Consider the following 24,367-nt stretch of genomic DNA (forward strand, 5'->3'; position numbering starts at 1 on the left):
AAAAGCGGTATCGGCATGATAAGGCCTTTTTCTATAGCGCGATGACCGCCCGCGCCGACAGTTCGTCGAGATCGTCAGTGATCCAGCGGGCATAGTGCCGTTCAATCATAGCTACCGACGTATCATGTGTTGCTGCCACCAGCCGGATCGGCAGCCCGGCTTTGATAGCCCGGACGATTGAGGAATGTCGCAGCGCGTAAGGGACGACATCCGGGATTTTGAGCTCATCCACCAACTTCTTCCACAGGCGACGCATTTCTGACGGCGTCTTCCAAGGCTGCCGGTTTATCCTTTCCCACGCAATTGGCCCGGTCTGCCGATGATGCCAGCGCTCAAGAAGGATGTCCCCGGCCAGACGATCCGCACAGTAAATCCGCAACGCGTCTACCACGTCTTTGCTCACTGCCACTCTGATCGCGGATTTAGCTTTGCCCTTCCCTTTTCGCGATGCAGGCACCAGCAAGCGGTTCTGATCCAACTGCACATCGGCGACCCGCATGCGGACAAGCTGTGCAAAACGGGCACCCGTAGCTGCCATTAGCATGACCACCATCGCGAAGTCGCCATCCGCATCTTTGGCTTTGGCTGTCTTGACGATTTTGCGGACCATGTCGTCATCAAGCACCTGACCTTCACGGGCGACACTCTCACTCTGGGAAGCTTCGGCGAAAACGGGCTTGAGGCCATGCTTTATCCGGATCGCAAAGTCCGGCGGCAACGCGCGACGCTTCTCCTCATAAACGGAATTCAATGCCGCCTTGAGTTCGGCCATCACGCGCTGCTTGCTGCTGCCCTTGAGCTGAACGAGCCGACGTTGCCAGTTTCGCAGGTCGCTTTCATTGAGCTCTACCAGCAAAATCCGGCTTAAAACCTCGTCATTCAGGACATGTGGCTTTAGCTTGGAGGATGCGGTAGACCGAATGGGGCGCCGTGCCTTCTCGCTATCTCTCGCATCACGATCTGCGATATGCGCTACGACAACGTCGCGGATTGTAAGGTGCAAATCCTTTGGCTGCTCATCATCCCCATGCAGACCATCAATCCACTTGTTGCACTCCGCCAGAGCCTGCTTCCAGTCAAGGATGCCTTCGCCGTCGGCATCGATCAGATCATCACATTTGCCGAGCTTCGTCTTGACATAGTCACGGCTTGATCCGGCAGGCCTATACCGCGCGAACCAGCTGCCCTCTCTCTTTCCACGGTAATACCCGATATGAAGCCCTTCGCTAACTGTGCGCCAGTAAGGCAGATGGCGTGGCTTCAATCGCAGGCGAGAAGCCCTCTGATCAATGCGCTCTTCCTTACCAAGACGTGCCATCTTCTAGAATTTGCCCTCACCAGAAATTCGAAAAACGTCATCAATAGATCATCAATATCCATATCAGGACTTGGGAAATCGCAACAGAACGAAATTTATAAAAATCCAGTATTTTCAATCTATTATGGACCATTCTATTGCGTGCTATTGCGTACAGCATTCCGAAATCACGAGCGCTTTCACGGCTGAAACACGGGTTCGATTCCCGTAGGGGTCACCATATTTCAATGGGTTAGCAGGCATCAAAAATGCTATCATCAATAGCCCATCGATAAATTTCGGCGAACGGCTTCGAATGCGCTCGATAAGAGTGCATATTTTACATCGTCGTAAGGTCGAGAACCGAAACGAAAAAGGCTTGTTTTGGCCGTTATGATGCCAAAACAATTACTCGGATGACAGGCATTCGCCCCAGTCTCGCTTATCTGCCAAACCAGCCGGTACAACTCAGGGCCCGTCAACGATTGACAGTGCGAAGATTGCCACCGCCAGCAATGCCGCCGCACTTCAGGAAACAACACATGCCCCCATGGCGATCTAGGAAAGAAGCGTCCCTCAATAGCCACGCTCAGGGACATACCGCAGATCTGTTTCTAGCCGCTCCTTCGCGCAAACCTCAGCTAAAAGGCAAAGACAGCGCCCCAAACGGCTGTTCTGCCTCATCCGCGGCAGCCGACCCCGGCCAAATCGACCGTTTGCAGACGGCCAGTGACAAATTTCCGACATCCAAGAGCGGACCGGCAGCTCTTCAACCATCAACATATGCAATTGCCGACATTCATGCGACTGCTACTCAATCAAGTGCCACAAAATCGAGCGATCAAAGCCCGCCTGCGCACATGGACAAATGGTATAGTTGCGGAGAGCAGGGTTCCACCGCGCACCATTAGAGACATTGCCAAATTCATTGATGGCGAGTCTCCATGCACCGCACCAGATTCCTCTGTATCCTCCTGCTGCTTCCCGCGTGCGGCGAAAAGGCCAAGACGCCTGTCGCGTCGCCGCCCGCCAAGTCGGAAACGATCGCACATGAAGCGGAATTGCTGAAACTCACGCTGACGCCGCAGGCTGTCAAACGCCTGGGCATAGCCACAGTAACGGTCGGAACCGGACAGGCGGGCCTGAAACGCGAGACGAGTGGCGAGATCGTCGTGCTCAATGGCGCGGGTGGCGTGCCGACCGGATCGCTGAGCAATCTGGCGCAGATCGGCTTGGCACAGGCCGCCGCCGATGGTGAGGTTGAACGGATCCGTGCACAGGCAAGGCTTGCTCGCATTGCGCTCGACCGGGCAAGCCTGTTGGTGGCCGAGGAGGCCGGGAGCGTCCGTGCGCGCGACGAGGCGGCGGCAGCGCTCGCCGGCGCACAGGCGCAAGCCGATGTTGCTGTTGAGCAGCGGCGCTTGCTCGGGCCTTCTGTATCCAAACTGGGGAGCCAATCGACCCTTTGGGTGCGGGTATCCGTGTCGGGAACGGACGTGGCAGAGATCGCCCGGTCGTCTCCCGCGATGGTGCGGGCGCTCGGCGCAACCGGCGCGGGCCGTAACGCGCGGCCGGTTCAGGCACCGCCTTCGGCCAATGCCGTCGCAGGCACGGTGGACCTTTATTACGCGGTCGACAATCGGGACCGAATGTGGCGCGTTGGCCAGAGAGCCGCCGTCCAGCTTCCGTTGGGACGGATGGAGGAAGGACTGGCGGTGCCTTCCTCTGCGATATTGCGCGACATTTACGGCGGGGAATGGGTCTACGCCCAGACCGCGCCGAACACCTATGTCCGCCAGCGGGTGGAAATCGCGTCCGCCGGAGCAGGAGATGCGATCATATCCCGCGGGCTTGAGCCGGGTATGCGCGTCGTCACGACGGGCGCAATGGAGTTGTTCGGCACCGAATTCGGAGTTGCGCATTGATGCTGGCATGGCTCGTTCGCGCCGCGCTGACCCAGCGTGTGCTGGTGTTGGCCATGGCCGCCCTTCTGGTCGTGCTGGGGCTGCGCGCTTCCACGAGCGTCCCATTAGACGTCTTTCCCGAATTCGCGCCGCCGATGGTCGAAATCCAGACCGAAGCGCCCGGCCTGTCGACCGAGGAAGTCGAAAGCCTGATCACCGTGCCGATCGAGACACAGGTAAACGGCATCCCGCACCTTGCGACACTGCGATCCAAGTCCGTGCTGGGCCTGTCTTCGGTGGTCATTCTGCTCGATCGCGGCACCGATGTCATGCGTGCGCGGCAGATGGTTCAGGAACGGGTTGCGCAGGTGCAGGGCCGCCTGCCCGCCGCCGCGCGGCCCCCGGTGATGCTGCCCCCTCTGTCATCGACCAGCCGGGCGATGAAGATCGGCATCTCATCCGCGAAGCTGGACCAGACGCAATTGTCCGAACTGGTGCGCTGGACTATCCGCCCGCGCCTGATGGCGGTTCCGGGCGTCGCCAATGTTGCAATGTGGGGAATGCGCGATCGTCAGTTGCAGGTGCTGGTCGACCCAGACAAGTTGCGCGCGGCAGGCGTGACGCTGAACGAACTGCGCGCGGCCGCAGGCGACGCGGTGATGGTCGGCGGCGGTGGCTTTGTCGATACCACCAACCAGCGCATGGCCGTGCAGCAGCCCGGCGCGATCCAGACGCCCGATGATCTGGCGCGGACCATCGTCAAGGTGGCGGGCGAAGCGCCCATAAACTCGCGCTCGTCACCGGCGCCAGCCGCGGCATCGGCGCCGCCACCGCCCTCGCGCTTGGCAAGACGGGCGCGCATGCCGCTTTCTTGCTCTCAGTCGCATGATGAAAAGCGAGCGGCTGGTCATCGCCCTCCTGCGCGGTGAGCCGTCGACGCGGCTGCACCATGACACCGTCGAGATGTTCGCTATGTTACGCCGGACGATGATCGCCAGCGGCTGTTCGATCGCTCCTGCAAACACAGTGAAGATGCTCATTGTAAACCCGATGCCACATAAGAGCGCGGTTCCCCGTAACTGTCGGCGACCAGCATGAGGGTGGCATGTCACATTGGAATGGGCGAGATCATATTTCAGGCAGTTTTTGCGCGGCAAAGCCCCAGCCTTTGAGATGTTTGGATCGCGCCAAAAGCTTGTCTGCATCAGCAATACCGAACGGATGCGCATTCTTCATTTGGTCAAGTTCGTCCCATTCGATCGGCACTGCCACGGGTGCTCCGGTTCGTGCACGGACGGAATAAGGTAGGATGGCCGTACTTCCGCGCTGATTACGGAGCCAGTCGATGAAGATTCGGTCCTTGCGTTTGGCCTTGCTCATGGTCGCAACGAAGCGGCCGGGTTCGGCGGCGCTCAATGCCTGGGCGAAGCGCGAAGCGAAGTCCTTATGTGTCTCCCAGTCATGGCCAGATGTGAGCGGTACGACCACGTGCACGCCCTTACCACCGGAGAGCATAGCAAACGAGACAAGGCCGATATCGGCGAGATGGTCGCGGATATCACAAGCGGCTTGTCTGACCTTTGCAAACGCCATGCCCTCATCGGGATCCAGATCGAAGATCATGCGGTCTGGCTTTTCGACGGCATCAGCACGGCTCGCCCAGCCGTGAAATTCGATGGTGCCCATCTGCACGCAGGCAATAAGGCCGTCGGCATCCTCGATGTAGATATAGTCTTCCGATCCACCTCCCTTCTCGCGGATCGGTACATGCAGGACATGATCGCCGAATGCGCCACTGTCATGTTTCTGGAAGAAGCATTTCTTTGCACGCCCCTGTGGGCAGCGAACAAGGCTGATTGGCCGGTTCGCGACAAAAGGCAGCATCAATGGCGCCATACGGTTATAATAGTCAGCCAGATCGCCCTTGGTCTGGCCGCTATCAGGAAAGAGAATGCGGTCGCGGTTGCTGATCTTCACATCGCTTGGGGAGGGCGGAGCAGGAGCAGCCTTTTCCGGTTTGACGGATTTTGCGGACTTGTCCGTGCGCAGGCCAAGAAAGCTGCCATGACGGATACGGTCATCACCGGTAAATTCGGCAAAGGCGACCTCAGCGACGAGCTTGGGCTTGATCCATTGCGCATTGCGCGTCTCCGCGCGGGGAATCTCGATTGGCGCTGCATCAATAGCGAGAGGCGCCATGGCTTGGGCGAGGTCCTCTATGGTCATCGTATCGAACCCGGTGCCGACTTTGCCCCTATAGACCAGCTTGCGTCCGTCATATTGCGCCAGAAGCAAGGAAGAGAAGGCGCGGGCTCTAGCCCTGCTCTTCGTCCAGCCGATTACGACGAATTCCTGTCGCCGGGTGCATTTGACCTTCACCCAATCGCGCGTGCGACCGCTGCGGTACGGGGCGTCAATACGCTTCGCAATGATGCCTTCCTGCCCGGCCTCACACATTTTACGATAAAGCGTCTCGCCCGCGCCAATCAGATAGTCGGAGACATGGATTGGCGGCTCTGCTTGAGCCAACAGAGCCTCCAGCCGTTCCTTGCGTTCGATGGTTGTCAGCAGCTTGAGGTCGATCCCGTCGAGGGCAAGCAGATCAAAAGCAAAGAAGTGGAAGGGCGTGTCGGCTCGCTGCGCGCCATGGCCGCGTTTCAACACGGACTGGAGCGCTGAGAAACTGGGATTGCCGTCTTCGCCAAAAGCCACGATCTCCCCGTCGATCAGCGCGGGCGGCAGATCGAGCGCGGCGATGTCTTCGACCAGCGGGCCAAACTTGTCGGTCCAGTCAAGACCATTGCGTGTGAACAGCTTCACCGTGCCGCCCTTGACCGCAATCATGGCGCGGTAACCGTCATATTTGATCTCGTGCAGCCAGCCATTGCCGGTCGGCGCTTCATCCACCAATGTCGCGAGCTGTGGTTTCACGAAGCGAGGGAGGACAGCGCTTGCGGTCGTGCCTTTTGTTTGCACCCGGGCGTTGTGAGATTTCGCTGCTTGCATCTTGTCGGCGAAAGCTGTGCCCTTGACGCCTTTAAGCGACTGCGTGCCGCCCGTGTCTGCCTCGATCTCGGCCATCGACCGATTGGTCAGCACGCTCGTCAGCGCGCGCTTGACCAAATCTACATCCTCCCTGGCATATTCATCGTCGATCTTGCGCAGCAGCCAGTTCTCGCGCTTCTCGCCGGCACGGCCCTTCATCCGAACAAGCAGCCACTCCCCTTTCATCCGGTCACCACGCAGGATAAAATGGAGATGGCCCGCCTTCAGGTCATTGGCGCTCTTACCCGGAATAGGGGCCCAGGTACCGCGATCCCACAGCATCACACTGCCGCCGCCATATTCGCCCTTGGGGATATTGCCCTCAAAACTACCATAGTCGAGTGGATGATCCTCGGTCCTGACCGCCAAGCGCTTGTCGGCCGGGTCAAGGCTCGGCCCTTTGGTGACAGCCCAACTTTTGAGGACGCCATCAATCTCCAGCCGGAAATCCCAGTGTAATCGGGTGGCTGCATGTTTCTGCACGACGAAGCTGTTGCCGCCTGTCTTCGCGACCTTTCCCTTGGGTTCGCGTGTCCGCTTGAAATCGCGCTTGGCATTGTAATGGGCGAGAGGATCGGCTGTCGTCATCACGCGCTCTTGCGTTTTGACGCAGCCTTTTTGGGCGCGCCCTTACTCACCGGAGCTTTTGGCGTAGCAGAGGTCTTACGTCCGCCTGCGCCCGCCGACTTCTTGAGCGCCGCCATCAGGTCAATGACATTGCCGCCCTTGCGCCCAATAGGCGCGTCATCAACCTCCTCGATGATGCGCTTGCCCTTCGCCTTTTTCTTCTTGTCGATCAGGCGATGAAGCGCATCGACATAGCGGTCATGGAACTCTTCCGGCTTGAAGGGCGCGGTGCGCTTGTCGATGATGCTGACCGCAAGGTCCAGCATATCCTCGTCCGCTACATCGTCAGGCAAGCCCCGGAAATAGGTCTGTGCTTTTGTCACCTCATCGGCATAGCGCAGCACTTCCAGCACAAGTCCGCGCCCACAGGGTTTAAGCGAGACCAACTGCTCACGACCGCGAACGGACAATTGGCCAAGACCAACCTTTTTCGTCTGGCGCAAAGCGTCGCGCAACACAGCATAGGCCTCCTCCGCCAAATCATCAGCGGGGATCACGAAATAGGGCTTTTCATAATAGAGGACGTCGATCGCGTCCGCCTCGACAAACTGAACCAGATCGAGAGTTTTGCGGCTCTCGATCTTCACTGCTTCTATCTCGTCCTGCTCCAACAGGACATAATTGCCTTTGGACAGTTCAAAGCCCTTGAATATCTCGTCGCGGTCGACAGGACCGACGCCGCTCACAACCTTTTCATAATGAATCGGCTTGCCCGTTGGCTCATGAATTTGCCGGAAACTGACCGCGGCACCCGACTTCGTCGCGGGGTATATCTCCACCGGAATCGAAACCAGCGCCAACTTGATCTGTCCTTGCCAATATGCGCGTGCAGGCATCTGCCACCTCCAGGACCAGAGCGTGCAGAAACGAAGATGGTTCCGGAAATGCGAACCTGACTTTCCGCTTTCGCGACCGTAAAATCGGCAATGATAAAATGATGTCGATGGGCGTGGCGACGCTCTCGTTGCCGCCAAGGATTGTGCCGAAACTCAGGGTTAGCGCGGAAGCCTCTCACCATTTAGGCTTTCGACGTTTCTCAATCCGCTTGCCCAATAGAGATGGCACGGTGGAATATTCCACCACTCAAAACCGTGGCGCACCTTTGTGAAATGACGATCGATGAGAGGGCGGATCGCTGTGCGCATCTGATAGGCGGCAATAAGCCCATTCGGCTTCAGCGCCATGCTTGTCTCAAACATGATCATCTCGGCCTCGTCCTTGTCGAGCATTGAAAAGGGCAGCCCCGACAATATGCAGTCAGCCTGCCCCAATCCCTTATCGCGAAGGTGGCGCCTCACATCTCTCGCCGAGCCTTCGACTGGGATGAGGCGAGGGTCCTGGCATGTTTGACGCAGCTTCGTGACGAACGCTTCGCCGGTCTCAACGGCGAGAAGCTTGGCATCGCCAGGTAGTCGTTCCAGGATCGCGAAAGTGAACCGGCCGCTGCCTGGGCCATATTCAACGAAAAGCCGGATATCTGACCAATTAATGGGTGCAAGCATGTGGCGCACCATTCTTGCAGTTGCCGGAAAGGCCGAGCCGACCATTGACGGACGCCGGACGAACTCGGTTGCGGCGACCCAACCGGTATGTTTCACGCAATCCTCCTCCAGCCAATCAAAATAGCCAAATTTCGCGTCATCCGGGGTAGGGCTTTGACTGGAGCAGACAGGCAAGATGGGCGGCATTAGCAGCGACCATCTTTGCGGTCTGTGTGACCTTGTCCGGCGTCTCCTTCAGATCCTTGAAATCTGTAGACCCCATAGCTTCACCGACCCAGTAGCAGGCGGCGACCGCTGGGATGGTCCAACCGACATCGTTCAGCGCCTGGAACAGTTGCGCACAAGAAAAATGGGCACCGTCTTCATTGCCGACGACAGCTGCGACGGCGACCTTACCATAGCTCGGCATGCGGCCTGCATCGTCGGTTTCACTCAAGAACGCGTCCATTCGCTCAAGAACGCACTTGGCGACGCTCGATATCTGCCCCATCCAGATCGGGCCGCCGAAAATGACTATGTCGTGTGCAAGAATTGTCTCGCGTAGCCTTGGCCATGCATCCCCCTCGCCCTCGTCCGAAGTCACGCCTGGCTTGATGTCGAGCGCGGCAACCCGGATTGTTTCGGTGAGTGACACATGATTGTCGGCAAAGGCCGCTTTCAGGACCGCGATCATTGCATCGGTGGAACTCGCTTCGTCTATGTCGGCCTTTAGGGTGCAATTGAGAGCAAGGGCCTTGAGCGGCATCGATCGTCTCCTTCGCCGTCGGCTACCGCGCAAATGCGATCATCCGTTCACTCCTATGAGAACTCTTTGACGCCGACTTGAGTTTCAGATCGGCTTCAGTAAGGGCAATCATATATGCGCCGGCGCAAATCTGGCCCGCGCCGAACTTTCCATTCGCTTGATGAATGGCTGAAGAATATCCCCGACTTTTCATTGGCTAATGGCGCAAAATTGATTTTCGGAGGCGGAGTTGTGACTACCGTCGCGAACCTTCACCCTGTCTGGGATATCTAGGTTAGACAAGGGCAGGCCACATACGACGGCTCACCTCAATATGGCGGGCAGATCCAGTCCCGTGTTTCGCGCGCAGTCAAGCGCAATGTCATAACCAGCGTCGGCATGACGCATTACGCCAGTTGCCGGATCATTCCAAAGCACCCGCGCCAATCGGCGTGACGCTGCCTCTGTCCCATCGGCAACAATGACCATCCCGGAATGCTGCGAATATCCCATGCCGACGCCACCGCCATGATGCAGCGATACCCAGGTAGCCCCACTTGCCGTGTTGAGCAGCGCATTGAGCAAAGGCCAGTCCGATACGGCGTCTGAACCATCTCGCATCGCCTCCGTCTCGCGATTGGGGCTGGCGACCGATCCGCTGTCCAGATGATCGCGACCTATGACAACAGGGGCCTTCAACTCCCCATTGGCCACCATCTCATTGAAGGCCAGGCCTAGGCGATGCCGATCGCCCAGGCCCACCCAGCAAATACGCGCAGGCAACCCTTGAAAATGTATCTTCTCTCGCGCCATGTCGAGCCAGCGATGGAGATGCGCGTCATCTGGCATCAGTTCCTTCACCTTGGCGTCGGTCTTGTAGATATCTTCCGGGTCCCCCGACAGCGCGGCCCAGCGAAACGGACCGATCCCCCTACAAAAGAGCGGACGAATATAGGCAGGCACGAAGCCGGGGAAATCGAAGGCATTGGCGACACCCTCATCCTTTGCGACTTGGCGTATGTTGTTGCCATAATCGACGGTTGGCACGCCCGCCGCCTGAAAATCGAGCATGGCGCGGACATGCACGGCCATCGACGCCTTAGCCGCTTTTGCAACCGCCTCCGGCTCGCGTGCGCGCCGGTCGATCCATTGGGCAACGGTCCAGCCTGCAGGCAGATAGCCATTTACCGGATCATGCGCGCTGGTCTGATCGGTCAGCAGATCAGGCCGGATTCCCCGCGCAAATATTTCCGGCAATATCTCCGCTGCATTGCCCAGCAGGCCGACCGAAACAGGCTCTTTCGCCGAACTGACAATCTCCACAGCCTCATCGATGCTGTCAGTCGAACGGTCGAGATAACCGGTACGCAATCGCATCTCGATCCGGCTCGGCTGGCATTCGATCGCAATGCAGGAGGCGCCCGCCATCACGGCGGCAAGCGGTTGCGCACCGCCCATCCCGCCCAGCCCCGCCGTCAGCAGCCAGCGACCCGACAAGTCTCCGCCATAATGCTGCCGTCCCATCTCCACAAAGGTTTCATAGGTACCCTGCACAATCCCCTGTGTGCCGATATAAATCCAACTGCCCGCGGTCATCTGTCCATACATGGCCAGACCCCTGCGATCGAGTTCAGCGAAATGGTCCCAGTCCGCCCATTTCGGCACCAGATTGGAATTGGCGATCAGAACGCGGGGCGCATCCACATGGGTGCGAAATACGCCGACCGGCTTGCCGGACTGAACCAGCAGCGTCTCATCATCTTCCAGGCGCAGCAACGTCTGAACAATCCGGTCATAGCTTTCCCAGTCGCGCGCGGCCCTGCCAATGCCGCCATAAACCACCAGTTCCTCCGGCCGCTCAGCGACATCGGGATGAAGGTTGTTCATCAACATGCGCAAAGGCGCTTCGGTCAGCCAGCTTTTCGCCGACAGGTTCGGTCCGGTCGCGGGCTTGATGATGCGGCTATTGTCGAGGCGGGTCATGGCAAGGATTCCTGGCTCAGATGCTGGCGAAGGCGATACAGGTGGCGATGATCGTTTTCAGATCCGCCATCAGCGGGGTGGAAGGGTCGAAGGGAGCAGGCCAATTATCCGGCGACGGTGCAGCCGGTTCCTCCAGATATGCGCGCATCGCCAGTTCCATCTGGATGGCGTGAACGCCATCTTCCGGGCGGCCATAGTGGCGGGTGGTCCACCCGCCCCGGAAACGGCCGTTCAGCACATGGCTACGCCCAGTCGCTTTCGCCGCAGAGAGGATAGCCGCCTCCAGCGCAGCATCGCAGGTCGCGCCACCGTCAGTACCGATATTGAATACCGGCAATTCGCCGTCGAAAAGGCGCGGCACAAGGCTGACGATGGAATGAGCATCATACAGAACGACCTTGCCATGGATTCTGCACAACCGCTCGATCTCACCTTTCAGAGCAGTGTGATAGGGGTCAAACCATTGCGCGCGGCGCAAAGCGATCTCCGCGTCATCAGGTGGCAAATCGATATACAGTGGATCGCCGTTGAAGCAGGTAGTCGGGCAAAGTTCGGTCGTCGCTTGTCCGGGATATAGCGAATGCCCGGAAGGATCGCGGTTCACGTCAATCACGCTGCGCGATATACGGGTGCGCACCGTGGTTGCGCCCATGTCCGCGGCAAAGTCATAGAGCCGGTCGACCCACCAGTCGGTATCCCTGCGCGCCAACCAGGGTGAAACGAAACGCGCCTCAAGATCAGCGGGAATATCCGTGCCGCTATGCGGAATACCGATCACCAGCGGTGCGTCTCCGCGTTGGATATCGATCCAGCCGGTCATTGCAGGCCCGGCAGGTCCATCCCCACCGCCGCGACCAATCTACCGGAACGCACCAGTCCGTTCGCCACTTCCATATCCGGGTGGAAATGACGATCGTCCTCCAGCATCGGGATCTCGGTACGCAGACAGGCGCGGGCATTTTCCAGCGCATCGCTCGACTGCAGAGGCGCGTGGAAATCGCACCCCTGCACCGCCGCCAGCAATTCGATACCGACTATCGCGGTGGCATTGGTCGTCATATCAAGCAAGCGGCGGCTGCCATGCGCCGCCATCGACACATGATCCTCCTGATTAGCCGAGGTTGGCAGGGAATCGATGCTCGCCGGGGTAGCGCGCTGCTTGTTTTCCGAAACAAGTGCCGCCGCTGTAACCTGCGGGATCATGAACCCGGAATTGAGACCAGGCCTGGGAGTCAGGAATGCGGGCAGGCCCGAAAGCGCCGGATCGACCAGCATGGCGATGCGCCGCTCGGTGATCGAACCGATCTCGCAAATGGCCAGCGCCAGCATATCAGCCGCGAAAGCGACAGGCTCCGCATGGAAATTGCCGCCCGATAACGCTTCATCAGTGTCGGGGAAGATCAACGGATTGTCGGAAACACCATTTGCCTCAATCTCCAGCATCGTTGCAGCTTGCCGCAGCAGGTCTAGCACCGCGCCCATCACCTGGGGCTGACAACGCAGGCAATATGGGTCCTGCACGCGCGCATCCCCATCGAGGTGGCTGGCGCGAATTGCGGATCCCGCCATCAGCCGCCGCAGCGCTTCGGCCGTCTCGATCTGACCTGGCTGGCGGCGCAGGGCATGAATGCGCGGATCGAATGGCGTGTCCGATCCCTTCGCCGCCTCTGTCGCCAACGCCCCGGTTATGAGCGCAGATTGGAACAGCCGTTCGGTCTCGAATAATCCAGCAAGGGCATTGGCGGTTGAGAATTGCGTGCCATTGAGCAACGCCAAACCTTCCTTGGGACCAAGCGTAAGCGGAATAAGACCGGCGCCATCCAGCGCAGCAGCGGCGGGCATATGCCGCCCATTCACCTGTATTTCACCCACGCCGATCATTGTCGCGGCCATATGCGCTAGTGGAGCCAAGTCGCCACTTGCGCCGACCGAACCTTGCGACGGCACCACTGGAGTCAAGCCATGGCGCAGCATCGCCTCCAGCATCGCCACCGTCTCCGGCTTCACACCCGATGCCCCTTGGGCGAGGCTGGCGAGCTTCAACGCCATCATTAGTCGGACGATGGGCGCGGGCGAAGGATCGCCCGTGCCTGCGGCATGGCTCAACACGATATTGCGCTGGAGGGTCGCTAGATCCTCGTCGCCAATACGCACGCTAGCAAGTTTTCCAAAGCCGGTGTTGATGCCATATACCGGCACACCGCGGCTGAGGATGCGGTCCACGGCGGCCGCGCTCGACGCAACAAGCGGCGCGCACGCGGGATCGAGCGAGAGTTCTGCCCCACGATAAATGGCCCGCCACTGGTCCAGTGTCGCCGCGCCGGGCTTCAGCTTCACGCTCACTTGTCAATCTCCGGCCAGATCAGGGGGAAAAGCGGCCCGTCGAACGGCGCGCCGTCCGGCAGCGTCTCCGACAAGTCAGGAAAATCCGGAGAGGTCGCCCAATCGCGGACGGCATGGCGCGCGTCATCCCCAATGAAACGCGCAGAAAAGACTCGCCGCAACGCTGCCGATCCCGGCGCCCGGTGCAGAGTGAGCATGTGAAAGGCGATGGCGTCACCCGGTCTCACCGCCCAGCCCAGAACGTCATATGCGCTAGGTTCAGCGTCGATATCAGGCAGCTCCGCCAGCGTGCCTTCGGGAAACCATTTCGCCTGTTTGTCCATGAAGCTGCGCGGCATCAGCCAGGGACCAAGATGCGATCCTGCAACAAATTCCAGGCTGGCTTGGCGCGGGACGGGATCAACCGGGATCCAGAAACTGACATTCTGGCGGCCTGCGATATTATAATAGGGCTGATCTTGATGCCAGGGCGTTGCCTGCCGTGTGCCCGCCAGTTTGGTCAGCATATGGTCATGATGCAGGCGCGCGGTGCGGCTACCCATTAGACCAGCCGCGATCTCTCCCAAGCGGGACGTAAAAATAATCTCCCGATAGGCTGCGTTATCCTGCCAGCATCGGAAATCCTCCACGAACTGGCCGGGATCATCCGGCTTGCTGGCGATCAGAGCGCGAGGCGAAGGCGTCGCAAGATTGGCGTCTATGCCCGCTGCGAGCCGTTCCACCTCGGCAGATGTCAATGCGCCTTGCACGAGGACAGCGCCATCTCTGGCAAAGGCGGTCGCAAGGTCGCTCATTGACCCTTCCATATCCGGGCGTGAAGCGGATTCAGGCCCATGCGATAGACAAGCTCCGCGGGGCGATCGATATTCCAGATAGCAAGGTCGCAGCTTTTGCCTGCCTCGATAGTGCCGGTTTCGCTGTTTATGCCCAAGGCGCGCGCGGCGTTGCGCGTTACGCCAAGCAAACATTCCTCAACTGACAGCCGGAATAGCGTCGCACCCATATTCATGACCAGCAAAAGCGAAGTAAGCGGCGAGGTGCCGGGATTGCAGTCGGTCGCAAGCGCAATCGGCACGCCTGCAGCGCGCAAATCGCCTATCGGAGGCAGTTGCTGTTCCCGCGTGAAATAATATGCGCCGGGCAGCAATGTGGCGACCGTACCGCTGCGTGCCATAGCGGCTGTGCCAGCCGCATCCAGATACTCCAGATGATCGGCAGAAAGCGCCCCAGCCTCCGCTGCAAGGCGCGCGCCATGCTGATTGGAAAGCTGTTCCGCGTGGAGCTTGACCGGGAGGCCAAGGTTCCGGGCGACATCAAATACACGCCCCACCTGCGCATTGGTGAAACCGATTCCTTCGCAAAAGGCATCGACTGCATCGACCAACCCCGCTGCAGCGAGGGCGGGCAGCATATCTTCATATATGGCGGTGATATAACCGTCAGCATCATCCGCATATTCGGGCGGCAAGGCATGAGCGCCAAGAAAAGTGGTGGCAACCCGTACATGGCGCTCCACGCCCAGTTGACGCGCAGCGTTCAGCATCTTCATTTCGTCAATGCGGGTCAGCCCGTATCCGGACTTGATCTCAACCGTCGTCACGCCTTCCGCAATCAGCGCATCAAGGCGTGGAAGCGCGCTCTGCACAAGCTCCGCTTCGCTCGCGGCGCGGGTAGCCTTCATCGTCGAAACGATGCCGCCGCCTGCCCGCGCAATCTCCTCATAGGATGCTCCGGCCAACCGCAGCTCGAATTCCTGCGCGCGATCCCCGGCATGCACCAGATGCGTGTGACAATCTATCAGGCCGGGCGTGATCCATCGCCCTTCACAATCCACCGTCTCACTCGCCTCCAGCACGGGCGCATCGCAGGCAGGACCAGCATAGAGGATATAGCCGTCTTTCGCGGCAACGATGCCATGGTCGACAACGCCAAGCCCCTCCCCGGCCATCGTCGCCAGCCGCGCATCCTTCCAGAGCCGATCGCACCGCATGCCGAATCTCCCTGTCACGGAACATTGCACCGATCTCCAATAATGTATAGACATAAACGCGGGAGATATATCCATGACCGGACAGGCCGACGGCAGCTTTCATTTCGCAACGGCTTTGCTGCCCTCCGGCTGGGCAAACAGCGTACGGATGGAAATCCGCGATGGCATGATAAGCGCGATCTTGCCGGCTCGGTCCCCAGGCCCCGAGGACGAGCGTCACGCCATAGCGCTACCCGGCCTGCCCAACCTGCACAGCCATGCCTTTCAGCGCGGCATGGCGGGACTGGCGGAGAAACGCGGGCCAGCGGACGATGGTTTCTGGACCTGGCGGGAGACGATGTATCGCTTTATCGACCGTCTGACGCCTGACCTCCTGCAGGCCGTTGCCGCGCTCGCCTATATTGAGATGCTGGAGGCTGGTTTCACGCGTGTTGGTGAATTCCATTATCTGCATCACGATCGGGACGGCGCCCCCTTTGGCGACCCTGCGACAATGAGCGTCGCGATCATCGCCGCCGCCGCGGAAAGTGGGATCGCCCTCACCCATTTGCCTGTTTTCTATGCGCACTCCGGCTTTGGTGGACAGGTGCCCGGCGAGGGTCAGCGACGCTTCATCCATAGTCCCGACAGCTTTGCCGCCCTGCTGGACCGGATGGCTGCACTGATCGGGACACTGCCGGATGCCGTACTTGGGATCGCTCCGCATAGCCTGCGCGCAGTCACTCCTGACGAACTCGCCCTGCTGACGCCTCTGACGCAGGGTCCTATCCATATCCATGTTGCTGAGCAGGTCCGGGAGGTGGAGGACTGCATGGCATGGAGTGGGGCGCGGCCAGTCGAATGGCTGCTCGACAACATGCCGGTCGACAGGCGCTGGTGCTTGGTCCACGCAACGCACATGACGCCAACCGAAACACAGATGATGGCGGCAAGCGGCGCAGTGGCGGGACTATGCCCTATTACAGAAGCCAATCTTGGCGATGGCTTGTTTCCGGCGCAACAATTCATGCAAGAAGGCGGAATATGGGGCATCGGATCGGACTCCAACGTCCTGATCGATGCGACGGAGGAGTTGCGCCTGCTAGAATATGGCCAGCGGCTTTTTGCGCACGGCCGCAATATTTTCAGTCCCCCGGGAGGCTCCACCGGCAGCGCGCTGTTTCGTACAGCGTTAACGGGAGGGGCGCAGGCGCTCGGCGCATCGGCCGGTCTTGCGCTTGGTAATGCGGCGGATTTCCTGACGCTCAACCACGACCATCCATCGCTCGCTGGGCGGACAGACGACGCGCTGCTCGACGGCCTGATTTTCGTGGCGGGCAAATCCGCCATCGATGGCGTATGGCGGCGCGGCGACCGGTTGGTTGAGGGAGGCCGCCATGTCGCACGTGATGCCATCGCCGCACGCTATCGCCGGGCGCTGGGTGTGCTGTTGGCATGAAGCGAGCCTCGCTCCACGACCGCATCCGGCAGGATATTGAGGCGCAAATCATGTCGGGCGCCTGGGAGGCCGGGCATCGCATCCCGCCGGAGCATCAAATCATGGCCGATTATGGCTGTTCGCGGATGACGGTAAGCAAGGCGATTGCCACGCTCGTAGAGCGTGGCCTTGTCGAACGGCGCAAACGCGCCGGCAGCTTCGTTGCCGCCCCTACTGTCCATCGCGCTGCCCTGAATATTCCAGACATCGCCGCCGAGATCGAAGGTCAAGGCTACCTGCACAGCCTCGACATCCGTGCGTGTATGGCGCGAGAAGCGCACGAGCAGGAACTTATCCTGCTTGACATGCAGTCTGGCGATATATTGGCGATCACCTGCCTGCATTATGCCGATGGCAAGCCTTTCGCTCTGGAGGAGCGTCTCATAAATCTAGGAATGGTGCCCGCCGCGCGCCAAATGGATTTTTCTTGCGAAAGTCCGGGACGCTGGCTGCTACGGCATGTCCCATGGACAGACGCCGAACACCGCATCACGGCTGTCATGGCAACGGATGAACAGGCGGCACAGCTTGACCTGCCAGCCGGTAGCGCCTGCCTGTCGATCGAACGCTGGACTTGGCGCACCACCGAACGCATCACCTATGTCCGGCAGATATATCCCGGAAATCATGCGTTGACCGCACGCTTCATTGCATAGACATTATCGCATTTACAGCTCCGGCAGCGTTGTGACTCTGGTTGTTCCAGTCGGGTTGCACATGGATCTTGGCATGAATTCAATAGAAGCCATAAGCGCCCTTGCCGCGCGATGTCCGGCAACGAATGAGGTGCAATGACGCAGCAATATGCCCTTCCTCTTGTCGACATCTCGAATATCGGCAGCGACAGTTTCGAGGAGCGGTTGCAGGTGGCCCGCGATCTCGACAAGGCCTGCGTAGAGGCTGGCTTCCTTTACATCAAAAGCGCGCAGTTCGACACCGACATCTTTCGCAGGCTGGTCGACACAGCGAAACACTATTTCGCCGCCGATATCGACACGAAGATGCGCAGCTATATCGGCTATTCGGAGAACCATAGCGGCTACGTCCCCATCGGTGAGGAGCAGTTTGGCGGCGGCGGTTACGATTTAAAGGAAGCCTTTGACGTCAACTATGACTATCCGTTGGCGGAGGGACGCCGGCCGTTATTGGGTCCTAATCTGTGGCCCGATATGCCCGGTTTCCGGGAGGATGTGCTTGCCTATTATCAGCATATCAAGGCTATTGGGCATCAGCTTTTTCGCGCCTTCGCACTAGCGCTTGGACTGGAGGAGACTCATTTCGATGCGCACCTCCAGCATCCGCCAAGCCAACTCCGGCTCATTCATTACCCTTTCGATCCGGATGCAAAGGATCGGCCGGGTATCGGGGCACACACGGATTATGAATGCTTCACCCTGCTATTCGCGACCGCGCCGGGCCTCCAGGTCATCAATAAGCAAGGAAAATGGGCCGACGTGCCGTTGATCGAAAATATGATGATCATGAACATCAGCGATATGATGGAGATCATGTCGAACGGCCGATATGTCGCGACAAAACATCGGGTGAAGAAGGTGAAAGAGGAACGCTATTCCTTTCCGCTCTTTTTCTCCTGCGATTATGATCATGTGATTACGCCAATGGTGAAGGGCGAAGCACCGAAATATCCGCCATTGAAGGGTGGCGAACATCTCTACAACCAGACCGCGCAAACCTTCGCCTACCTGAAGCGCAAGATCGCAAACGGCGAACTGGCCCTCCACAACGCCGTGCCGCTGGACTCCTTCGGACTCCATGAGGCTCAAGCGAAAGCATAAGCCCCCCGATGTTCCGGCGACGACGGGCCCAAATGGGCCGCGCACTTAAAAGCAAAAAAGCTAGCGGCGGCTATCTATCTGAATGATCGATTTCATACAGGATCGCATCCGCATGCTGACCCGCCAGAGGGATATCGTGCCGCAGCCCCATGCGTTGTCCGTCGAGTTCGATCGGCAGGCCCGGCAGGCGGGTTGCCTCACCACCTGGAAGGGTTACGTCCATCAGACCACCGGACGCTGTAAGGTGCGGGTCATCAAACAATTCGTCGGGCCGCGCGATCGGTGCGAATGGCAGTCCCAACCCGTCTAACTTCGCGATCAGAGTTTCGCGGGGTATCGCCCTGAACAACGCACGCACCTGTGGCAGAATGATGTCGCGGGCCAGCACCCGCTGATTATTCAGCGCATAATCGGGGTTTTCGCCCAAATCCTGCAGTGCAAACGCATCGCAAAACTGCCGCCACTGGCTGTCGCTCACGACTCCTACGAACAGTTGCTCATCATCCCGCAAAGTTTCGAATACATCATATATCGCCCAGGCGGAGATTCGCACAGGCATGGGTTGCGCTGCCTGTCCTGTGACGGCTTTTTGCGCCATATGCTGGCCGACCAGGAATGCGGTCGTTTCATACAGAGCGCACTTGACCTCTCCGCCCTTGCCCGTCCTGTGCCGGCGCTCCAGCGCAGCCAGCACCCCGATCACGCCAAACATGCCGCCGGTGATATCCACAACAGAGGAGCCTGCGCGCAGCGGCCGTCCGGGAGGACCGGTCATATAGGCAAGGCCACCCATCATCTGCGTAACTTCATCCAGCGCGGTACGGTGCTCATAGGGTCCGTTGAGGAACCCCTTGGCCGAACAATAGATGAGACCGGGATTTTCCGCCGACAGCGAATCATAACCCAGCCCCAGCTTGGCAAGGGTTCCCGGACGAAAATTCTCGATCAGGATATCGGAGCGCAAGGCGAGCTTGCGCGCAGTCTCCAGGCCGCTTTCCGATTTCAGATCGAGGCAAATACTGCGCTTGTTACGGTTGAACATCGGGAAATATCCAGCGCCTGAGCCAAGCAGGCTACGCGTCTTGTCCCCACCTTCCGGCTCCACCTTCACGACATCGGCGCCAAGGTCGGCAAGGATCACCCCCACCGATGGTCCCATGACCATATGAGAGAATTCCACCACCCGGATACCGGCCAGCGGCAAATTTTCTGTCGTCACCTTCTTGAGACTCCTACTCGACATTTGGCCATTTTGATATATAAGTAATACAAATAAGCAAGGGCGAGAATATGAGTCATCACACTGCCGGCATCGATATATTGGTAAGCGAGGTAGGGCCACGCGACGGCCTGCAAAGCATCCCTTCGATCATGCCGACGGAAGCGAAGAAAGCCTGGATCTCTGCCGCAGCGGACGCAGGTCTACGGGAGATTGAGGTGGGCAGCTTCGTTCCCGCCAAGCTGCTCCCGCAACTCGCCGACACCGCAGAAATCGTCGCCCATGCAAAGACGATCCCCGGCCTGACTGTTGCCGTACTTGTGCCCAATGCGCGTGGCGCGGAGGCAGCGATCGCCGCAGGCGCCGACAAGATTACCTTGCCATTATCGGTATCGGAAACGCACAGCCTCGCCAATCTTCGCCGCACTCACGAACAGGTGATCGACGAAGCTGTGTCCATTGCCGGCCTTATCCGTGCGCAGCCCGTAAACCGTCGCCCGCATTTTGAAGGCAGCCTGTCGACCGTATTTGGCTGCACGTTGGAGGGCGCAATTCCCGATGCGCAGATCGCGCGGCTTGCCGCTGCTCTTATGGACGCGGGCTGCGATGAAGTGGGCCTGTCGGACACCACCGGCTATGCGGACCCTGCGGCGGTGAAACGGCTGATAACCCTTGTTCGCAATGTCGTCGGCGATGCAGCGCTTACGGGCATCCACCTCCACAACACGCGCGGTCTTGGACTCGCCAATGCGCTCGCAGCGCTTGAGGCCGGCCTTACTACGCTGGACTCATCGCTCGGCGGGATAGGCGGATGTCCGTTTGCGCCAGGCGCCAGCGGCAATATCGTCACCGAAGATCTGGTGTTCATGCTGGAAGCGATGGGGCTTCGGACGGGCATCGATATTGAAAGACTTCTGAAAGTGCGGGAGATCGTCTCGGCCGCTCTGCCGGAGGAGGATATGTACGGTTTTCTGCCGGACGCTGGATTGCCCCTGGGCTTCGCGCCCCCGAAGCAGATGGAGTATGTGTGATGAGCCAGATCGTGGGCACGAGAATGATTTCAGACGGAAAGACAGCGCGCCAGATCTTCGAGGAAGTCATGGCGAACCCTGCGCGCTCCAAGTTCGGCTTTGGTGAAAAACTCGCAATCGTGAATGTCGACTTCCAGAATGCCTATACGCGGATCGACGAGTTCAAGACGGCTTACGAAACCGACCCGTTGCAGATCGCCCATGCCAACACAATCTCTCGCCTCGCTCGCGCGAAAGGCATGCCCGTCGTCTGGACTCATGTCGCCTATATGGATGACGCGAGCGATGCAGGCATATGGGGTACGCGCACCAATACGCCTGACAGCCTGCAGAATATCAAGATCAATTCCCGCCGCCATGCCTTTGACGACCGGTGCGAGATCGATGAGGCAAAGGATGCGATCTATACCAAGCGCATGCCGTCGGCCTTTTTTGAAACGCCCCTGCAAAGCCTGCTGGTCTGGCACAAGGTCGACACGGTGGTAGTGACAGGCGGCTCCACGTCCGGGTGCGTCCGGGCTACAGCGGTGGACAGCTTGAGCCGCGGCTATCGCACCATCGTCCCGATCGAGACCTGCGCGGACAAGCATGAAAGCTATCACTTCGCCAATCTGACCGACCTTCAGCTCAAATATGCCGATGTCGAGCCGGTGCAGACGGTGATTGATTGGCTGGAGGCTCGTTAATGCGCGAGGGCGAGAAAGATCCCAGCCTTTACGACTTCCGCCCCTATCGCGGGCGGCCCAAGCTGAATTGGCCGGATGGAAAACAGGTGGCGGTGTGGGTATCGCCCAATATCGAATTTTATGAGCTTGATCCGCCCGCCAACCCGCACCGCAAAAGCTGGACGAAGCCGCATCCCGATGTCGTCGGCTACAGCCATCGGGACTATGGCAATCGCGTCGGCCACTGGCGCATGGCGGAAGTGATGACAAAACACGGCTTCCCCGGATCGGTCAGCCTGTCAGTCGCAATGTGCCAGCATCTTCCGCAGATTGTGGAGGACGCCAATGCGCGGGGCTGGGAATTCTTCAGCCACGGCATTTACAACACCCGCTACAGCTACGGCATGGACGAAGCGCAGGAGCGTGCGCTGATCGAGGATTCGATCAAGACCGTGCGCGATGCGACCGGTCAGACGATCAAGGGATGGCTTGCCCCCGCCTTGACCCATACTCCGCGCACGCTTGATCTTATCGCCGAATATGGTCTCAGCTACACCTGCGACCTCTATCACGACGATCAGCCTGGCGAGGTCCATGTGAAGCAGGGGCGGCTGATCTCCATGCCCTACAGCCTGGAGGTCAACGATCATTACGGCTTCTTCGTTTATAATATGAGTCCCCGCGAATATGCCGACACGCTGATCCGGCAATATCAGAGGCTAGCGGATGAAGGCGGCACGGTGATGTGCATTCCTCTCCATGCCTATCTGATCGGACAACCACATAGGATCGGCCCTTTTGAGGAGGTGCTCAAACATATCGCTGCTGATGGCCGCGCTTGGATAACCCGCAGCGGCGACATTGCAGACCACTATATGCGTGAGGTGACGGCATGAGCCTGGAACCCGAATATCTGGAATATCCGCTGCGCAGACAGGGGATGGACCATGATTATTATGGCTATGCCAGCCTGTTTGACCGGCCACCGATCGCCTGGCCATCAGGCAAGAGTGTCGCGGTAGCGATTGTTGTCAATCTGGAATGGTTCCCGATCCTTCCGGCCGACAAGCCGTTCCGCGCGCCGGGCCATATGGTCACGCCCTATCCCGACTATCGCCATTACACCTCGCGGGAATATGGCACTCGGGTCGGATTCTACCGCATGCTTGATGCATTCGCGAAGTCTGGAGCAAAGGTGTCCGTTGCGGCAAACAGCGCCATCGGGGAACGCTATCCGCAAATAATCGCAGACATTGTTGACGCTGGCCATGAAATCATCGCCCACTCAACAGACATGAATGGCGCCATCGCCACTGGGCTTGCCGAGGACGAAGAACACGCTCTGATCACAGCGTCGCTCGATGCCCTCGAAACGGCAAGCGGCGCGCGGCCGCGTGGCTGGATGTCGATCGCGCGATCGCAATCGTTCAACACCGCCCGGCTTCTGGCGGAAGCCGGCGTCTCCTACATGTGCGACTGGGTGAATGATGAACTGCCCTATCGCTTTACGACGGCAGCGGGCGACCTGATCAACATACCGGTCAATCATGAATTGTCGGACCGCCAGATCATTACAGTCCAGCAGAACTCAGCCGACTCGTGGGTTCAACAGATGCAGGATGCGCACGCATTTTTGACGGCGGAGGCAAAAATATTTGGCGGGCGAATGCTGCCGATCAATGTCACCCCTTATATTATGGGACTGCCATACCGCATGGGCGCATTTGAACGGCTGCTCGGCTGGCTCGCGGCGCAACCGGATACCGCATTCCACACGACTGGCGAGATTGCAGACGCGCTGGCCCCGGCCTAGCGCGCCTTGCCTGATGCGTTCAGACGGTTACGCCGTGAAGGTCCAGCCGTATCTGATAACGATCCGGGCGGAAATGCGCCTGGACATGCTGGATCGGCCGTTTGTTTGCGTCATAGACGGTGCGGTTGACCCTCAACAACGCCGATCCGATATCCACTTGAAGCAGTGATGCAAATGCAGCGTCGGCCAGCGTAGCGGAAATCGTCTGTTCCGCCGCGCCGATACGGATGCCCGCTTCCCTTATCAACGCAAGCATCGGCGTTTTTCTTAGCGCAGCGCGTGTCAGCTTCACCCCCAAGGCGCCCGGCACATGCGTCACGAAATGGCCGAGCGGCGCATCATCCTGCCAGCGGACACGAACAGCCCGCACAAGGTCCGCGCCCGGCGCGACATCAAGGGTCGCATCCATCGGCGGCGCGGCCGGGACCGTTTCCAGATCAATCAGTTTGACCTGCGTATTGCGGCCGAATGCAATCAACGATTCCAGCGCTTGGTCGATATCGCCTTCAATTGGTTTTGCAGGCGGCCGGAACGTGACGATGGTGCCGACCCGCTGCTTGCGCGCGACAAGCCCGGCCTGAGCCAGTTCATCCAGCGCCCGCCGCGCGGTGATGCGGGACACGCCGAAGCTGTCCGACAATTCCTGTTCCGTCGGCAGCCGTGACCCGACTTCCCGTTCCCCCGTGGCGATTTCGCCGCGAAGCTGAAGAAATATCTGATGATAGAGCGGCACCGGCTGATGCCTGTCGACGCCAGCGGTCACCTCATCGGCCCGTTTAGGCATCGATCCCCCTCTCACTCATTGTTGCCCCGCTCGCGCATAGCACTGAGTCACAACATATAACAATTCGTAGTTCGCATGACGCACTGTTCGTGAAGCCGGCTGGTGGCGGGCTCCGCCTGCCTAAAACCACCCGGCAAAGATTGCACATTTATGTATTGTGCTATCTA

21 protein-coding genes are annotated in these 24,367 nt (G+C 59.1%); 9 read left to right on the forward strand and 12 right to left on the reverse strand.

Features of this window, described 5'->3' with window-relative positions:
• Positions 1 to 31: 31 nt before the first annotated feature.
• Positions 32 to 1,318, reverse strand: coding sequence for a tyrosine-type recombinase/integrase (locus BHQ40_RS02955; RefSeq protein WP_070152066.1), 1,287 nt, complete (start codon positions 1,316 to 1,318; stop codon positions 32 to 34).
• A gap of 923 nt (positions 1,319 to 2,241) precedes the next feature.
• Here BHQ40_RS02955 and BHQ40_RS02960 point away from each other — a divergent pair.
• Both BHQ40_RS02960 and BHQ40_RS02965 read left to right on the forward strand, forming a co-directional pair.
• Positions 2,242 to 3,222, forward strand: a complete 981-nt coding sequence (locus tag BHQ40_RS02960) for an efflux RND transporter periplasmic adaptor subunit (RefSeq protein ID WP_070152069.1) — start codon at positions 2,242 to 2,244, stop codon at positions 3,220 to 3,222.
• Positions 3,222 to 4,130: an efflux RND transporter permease subunit gene (locus BHQ40_RS02965; RefSeq protein ID WP_070152071.1), complete on the forward strand. Its 909-nt coding sequence runs from the start codon at positions 3,222 to 3,224 to the stop codon at positions 4,128 to 4,130. The genes BHQ40_RS02960 and BHQ40_RS02965 overlap by 1 nt, the downstream gene beginning before the upstream one ends.
• Positions 4,131 to 4,329: 199 nt before the next feature.
• Here the strand turns inward: BHQ40_RS02965 and ligD are convergent, their stop codons facing one another.
• The 9 genes from ligD to hutI all read right to left on the reverse strand — a co-directional run bounded on the left by ligD (position 4,330) and on the right by hutI (position 15,415).
• A complete protein-coding gene (ligD, locus tag BHQ40_RS02970) occupies positions 4,330 to 6,834 on the reverse strand; it encodes a DNA ligase D (protein WP_070152073.1) in 2,505 nt (834 codons plus the stop codon).
• A complete protein-coding gene (gene ku / locus BHQ40_RS02975; protein WP_070152075.1) occupies positions 6,834 to 7,709 on the reverse strand; it encodes a non-homologous end joining protein Ku in 876 nt (291 codons plus the stop codon). The genes ligD and ku overlap by 1 nt, the downstream gene beginning before the upstream one ends.
• Before the next feature lie 159 nt (positions 7,710 to 7,868).
• Positions 7,869 to 8,471: a class I SAM-dependent methyltransferase gene (locus BHQ40_RS02980; protein ID WP_253183235.1), complete on the reverse strand. Its 603-nt coding sequence runs from the start codon at positions 8,469 to 8,471 to the stop codon at positions 7,869 to 7,871.
• A gap of 40 nt (positions 8,472 to 8,511) precedes the next feature.
• Positions 8,512 to 9,120 (reverse strand): flavodoxin family protein, encoded by a 609-nt coding sequence (locus BHQ40_RS02985; RefSeq protein WP_070152078.1) that lies wholly within the window; start codon positions 9,118 to 9,120, stop codon positions 8,512 to 8,514.
• Positions 9,121 to 9,423: 303 nt separating this feature from the next.
• Positions 9,424 to 11,082, reverse strand: coding sequence for a urocanate hydratase (hutU, locus tag BHQ40_RS02990; RefSeq protein WP_070152081.1), 1,659 nt, complete (start codon positions 11,080 to 11,082; stop codon positions 9,424 to 9,426).
• A gap of 16 nt (positions 11,083 to 11,098) precedes the next feature.
• On the reverse strand, positions 11,099 to 11,902 hold the full coding sequence (gene hutG / locus BHQ40_RS02995) for an N-formylglutamate deformylase (protein ID WP_070152084.1): 804 nt from the start codon (positions 11,900 to 11,902) through the stop codon (positions 11,099 to 11,101).
• Entirely contained in the window at positions 11,899 to 13,425 is a 1,527-nt protein-coding gene (gene hutH / locus BHQ40_RS03000; protein ID WP_070152087.1) for a histidine ammonia-lyase, read from the reverse strand. Before hutH ends, hutG begins: the two co-directional genes overlap by 4 nt.
• Positions 13,422 to 14,219 (reverse strand): phytanoyl-CoA dioxygenase family protein, encoded by a 798-nt coding sequence (locus BHQ40_RS03005; RefSeq protein WP_216094846.1) that lies wholly within the window; start codon positions 14,217 to 14,219, stop codon positions 13,422 to 13,424. Before BHQ40_RS03005 ends, hutH begins: the two co-directional genes overlap by 4 nt.
• Positions 14,216 to 15,415: an imidazolonepropionase gene (gene hutI / locus BHQ40_RS03010; RefSeq protein ID WP_070152093.1), complete on the reverse strand. Its 1,200-nt coding sequence runs from the start codon at positions 15,413 to 15,415 to the stop codon at positions 14,216 to 14,218. Before hutI ends, BHQ40_RS03005 begins: the two co-directional genes overlap by 4 nt.
• Before the next feature lie 73 nt (positions 15,416 to 15,488).
• On the opposite strand from hutI, the gene BHQ40_RS03015 reads away from it, so the two are divergent.
• The 3 genes from BHQ40_RS03015 (at position 15,489) to BHQ40_RS03025 (ending at position 18,688) form a co-directional block, all read left to right on the forward strand.
• Positions 15,489 to 16,853 carry a formimidoylglutamate deiminase gene (locus BHQ40_RS03015; protein ID WP_070152096.1) on the forward strand — a complete coding sequence of 455 codons (1,365 nt, stop codon included), beginning with the start codon at positions 15,489 to 15,491 and terminating at the stop codon, positions 16,851 to 16,853.
• Entirely contained in the window at positions 16,850 to 17,548 is a 699-nt protein-coding gene (gene hutC / locus BHQ40_RS03020; RefSeq protein WP_070152099.1) for a histidine utilization transcriptional repressor HutC, read from the forward strand. The genes BHQ40_RS03015 and hutC overlap by 4 nt, the downstream gene beginning before the upstream one ends.
• Before the next feature lie 135 nt (positions 17,549 to 17,683).
• Positions 17,684 to 18,688, forward strand: coding sequence for an isopenicillin N synthase family dioxygenase (locus tag BHQ40_RS03025; RefSeq protein ID WP_070152102.1), 1,005 nt, complete (start codon positions 17,684 to 17,686; stop codon positions 18,686 to 18,688).
• Between the two features lie 70 nt (positions 18,689 to 18,758).
• On the opposite strand, the gene BHQ40_RS03030 is transcribed toward BHQ40_RS03025, so the two are convergent.
• Complete coding sequence (locus BHQ40_RS03030) at positions 18,759 to 19,907, reverse strand: CaiB/BaiF CoA transferase family protein (protein WP_253183236.1); 1,149 nt, start codon at positions 19,905 to 19,907, stop codon at positions 18,759 to 18,761.
• Positions 19,908 to 19,978: 71 nt separating this feature from the next.
• On the opposite strand from BHQ40_RS03030, the gene BHQ40_RS03035 reads away from it, so the two are divergent.
• The 4 genes from BHQ40_RS03035 to BHQ40_RS03050 are packed head-to-tail and all read left to right on the forward strand — an operon-like array spanning position 19,979 to position 23,416.
• Positions 19,979 to 20,938, forward strand: coding sequence for a hydroxymethylglutaryl-CoA lyase (locus tag BHQ40_RS03035; RefSeq protein WP_070152108.1), 960 nt, complete (start codon positions 19,979 to 19,981; stop codon positions 20,936 to 20,938).
• Positions 20,938 to 21,624 (forward strand): isochorismatase family protein, encoded by a 687-nt coding sequence (locus tag BHQ40_RS03040; protein WP_070152111.1) that lies wholly within the window; start codon positions 20,938 to 20,940, stop codon positions 21,622 to 21,624. Before BHQ40_RS03035 ends, BHQ40_RS03040 begins: the two co-directional genes overlap by 1 nt.
• On the forward strand, positions 21,624 to 22,499 hold the full coding sequence (locus tag BHQ40_RS03045) for a polysaccharide deacetylase family protein (RefSeq protein ID WP_070152114.1): 876 nt from the start codon (positions 21,624 to 21,626) through the stop codon (positions 22,497 to 22,499). The genes BHQ40_RS03040 and BHQ40_RS03045 overlap by 1 nt, the downstream gene beginning before the upstream one ends.
• Positions 22,496 to 23,416 carry a polysaccharide deacetylase family protein gene (locus tag BHQ40_RS03050; RefSeq protein ID WP_070152117.1) on the forward strand — a complete coding sequence of 307 codons (921 nt, stop codon included), beginning with the start codon at positions 22,496 to 22,498 and terminating at the stop codon, positions 23,414 to 23,416. Before BHQ40_RS03045 ends, BHQ40_RS03050 begins: the two co-directional genes overlap by 4 nt.
• A 19-nt stretch (positions 23,417 to 23,435) precedes the next feature.
• On the opposite strand, the gene BHQ40_RS03055 is transcribed toward BHQ40_RS03050, so the two are convergent.
• Positions 23,436 to 24,200 (reverse strand): GntR family transcriptional regulator, encoded by a 765-nt coding sequence (locus BHQ40_RS03055; RefSeq protein ID WP_070152120.1) that lies wholly within the window; start codon positions 24,198 to 24,200, stop codon positions 23,436 to 23,438.
• Positions 24,201 to 24,367: the final 167 nt, after the last annotated feature.

This window comes from Sphingobium phenoxybenzoativorans, from assembly GCF_001757355.1.
GTDB lineage: Bacteria > Pseudomonadota > Alphaproteobacteria > Sphingomonadales > Sphingomonadaceae > Sphingobium > Sphingobium phenoxybenzoativorans.

What these genes read in the sequence shown, in the direction of transcription:
- BHQ40_RS02955 (WP_070152066.1), bottom strand. Translation starts at nt 1,318, where the DNA reads ATGGCACGTCTTGGTAAGGAAGAGCGCATTGATCAGAGGGCTTCTCGC.
- BHQ40_RS02960 (WP_070152069.1), top strand. Translation starts at nt 2,242, where the DNA reads ATGCACCGCACCAGATTCCTCTGTATCCTCCTGCTGCTTCCCGCGTGC.
- BHQ40_RS02965 (WP_070152071.1), top strand. Translation starts at nt 3,222, where the DNA reads ATGCTGGCATGGCTCGTTCGCGCCGCGCTGACCCAGCGTGTGCTGGTG.
- ligD (WP_070152073.1), bottom strand. Translation starts at nt 6,834, where the DNA reads ATGACGACAGCCGATCCTCTCGCCCATTACAATGCCAAGCGCGATTTC.
- ku (WP_070152075.1), bottom strand. Translation starts at nt 7,709, where the DNA reads ATGCCTGCACGCGCATATTGGCAAGGACAGATCAAGTTGGCGCTGGTT.
- BHQ40_RS02985 (WP_070152078.1), bottom strand. Translation starts at nt 9,120, where the DNA reads ATGCCGCTCAAGGCCCTTGCTCTCAATTGCACCCTAAAGGCCGACATA.
- hutU (WP_070152081.1), bottom strand. Translation starts at nt 11,082, where the DNA reads ATGACCCGCCTCGACAATAGCCGCATCATCAAGCCCGCGACCGGACCG.
- hutG (WP_070152084.1), bottom strand. Translation starts at nt 11,902, where the DNA reads ATGACCGGCTGGATCGATATCCAACGCGGAGACGCACCGCTGGTGATC.
- BHQ40_RS03005 (WP_216094846.1), bottom strand. Translation starts at nt 14,219, where the DNA reads ATGAGCGACCTTGCGACCGCCTTTGCCAGAGATGGCGCTGTCCTCGTG.
- hutI (WP_070152093.1), bottom strand. Translation starts at nt 15,415, where the DNA reads ATGCGGTGCGATCGGCTCTGGAAGGATGCGCGGCTGGCGACGATGGCC.
- BHQ40_RS03015 (WP_070152096.1), top strand. Translation starts at nt 15,489, where the DNA reads ATGACCGGACAGGCCGACGGCAGCTTTCATTTCGCAACGGCTTTGCTG.
- hutC (WP_070152099.1), top strand. Translation starts at nt 16,850, where the DNA reads ATGAAGCGAGCCTCGCTCCACGACCGCATCCGGCAGGATATTGAGGCG.
- BHQ40_RS03025 (WP_070152102.1), top strand. Translation starts at nt 17,684, where the DNA reads ATGACGCAGCAATATGCCCTTCCTCTTGTCGACATCTCGAATATCGGC.
- BHQ40_RS03035 (WP_070152108.1), top strand. Translation starts at nt 19,979, where the DNA reads ATGAGTCATCACACTGCCGGCATCGATATATTGGTAAGCGAGGTAGGG.
- BHQ40_RS03040 (WP_070152111.1), top strand. Translation starts at nt 20,938, where the DNA reads ATGAGCCAGATCGTGGGCACGAGAATGATTTCAGACGGAAAGACAGCG.
- BHQ40_RS03045 (WP_070152114.1), top strand. Translation starts at nt 21,624, where the DNA reads ATGCGCGAGGGCGAGAAAGATCCCAGCCTTTACGACTTCCGCCCCTAT.
- BHQ40_RS03050 (WP_070152117.1), top strand. Translation starts at nt 22,496, where the DNA reads ATGAGCCTGGAACCCGAATATCTGGAATATCCGCTGCGCAGACAGGGG.
- BHQ40_RS03055 (WP_070152120.1), bottom strand. Translation starts at nt 24,200, where the DNA reads ATGCCTAAACGGGCCGATGAGGTGACCGCTGGCGTCGACAGGCATCAG.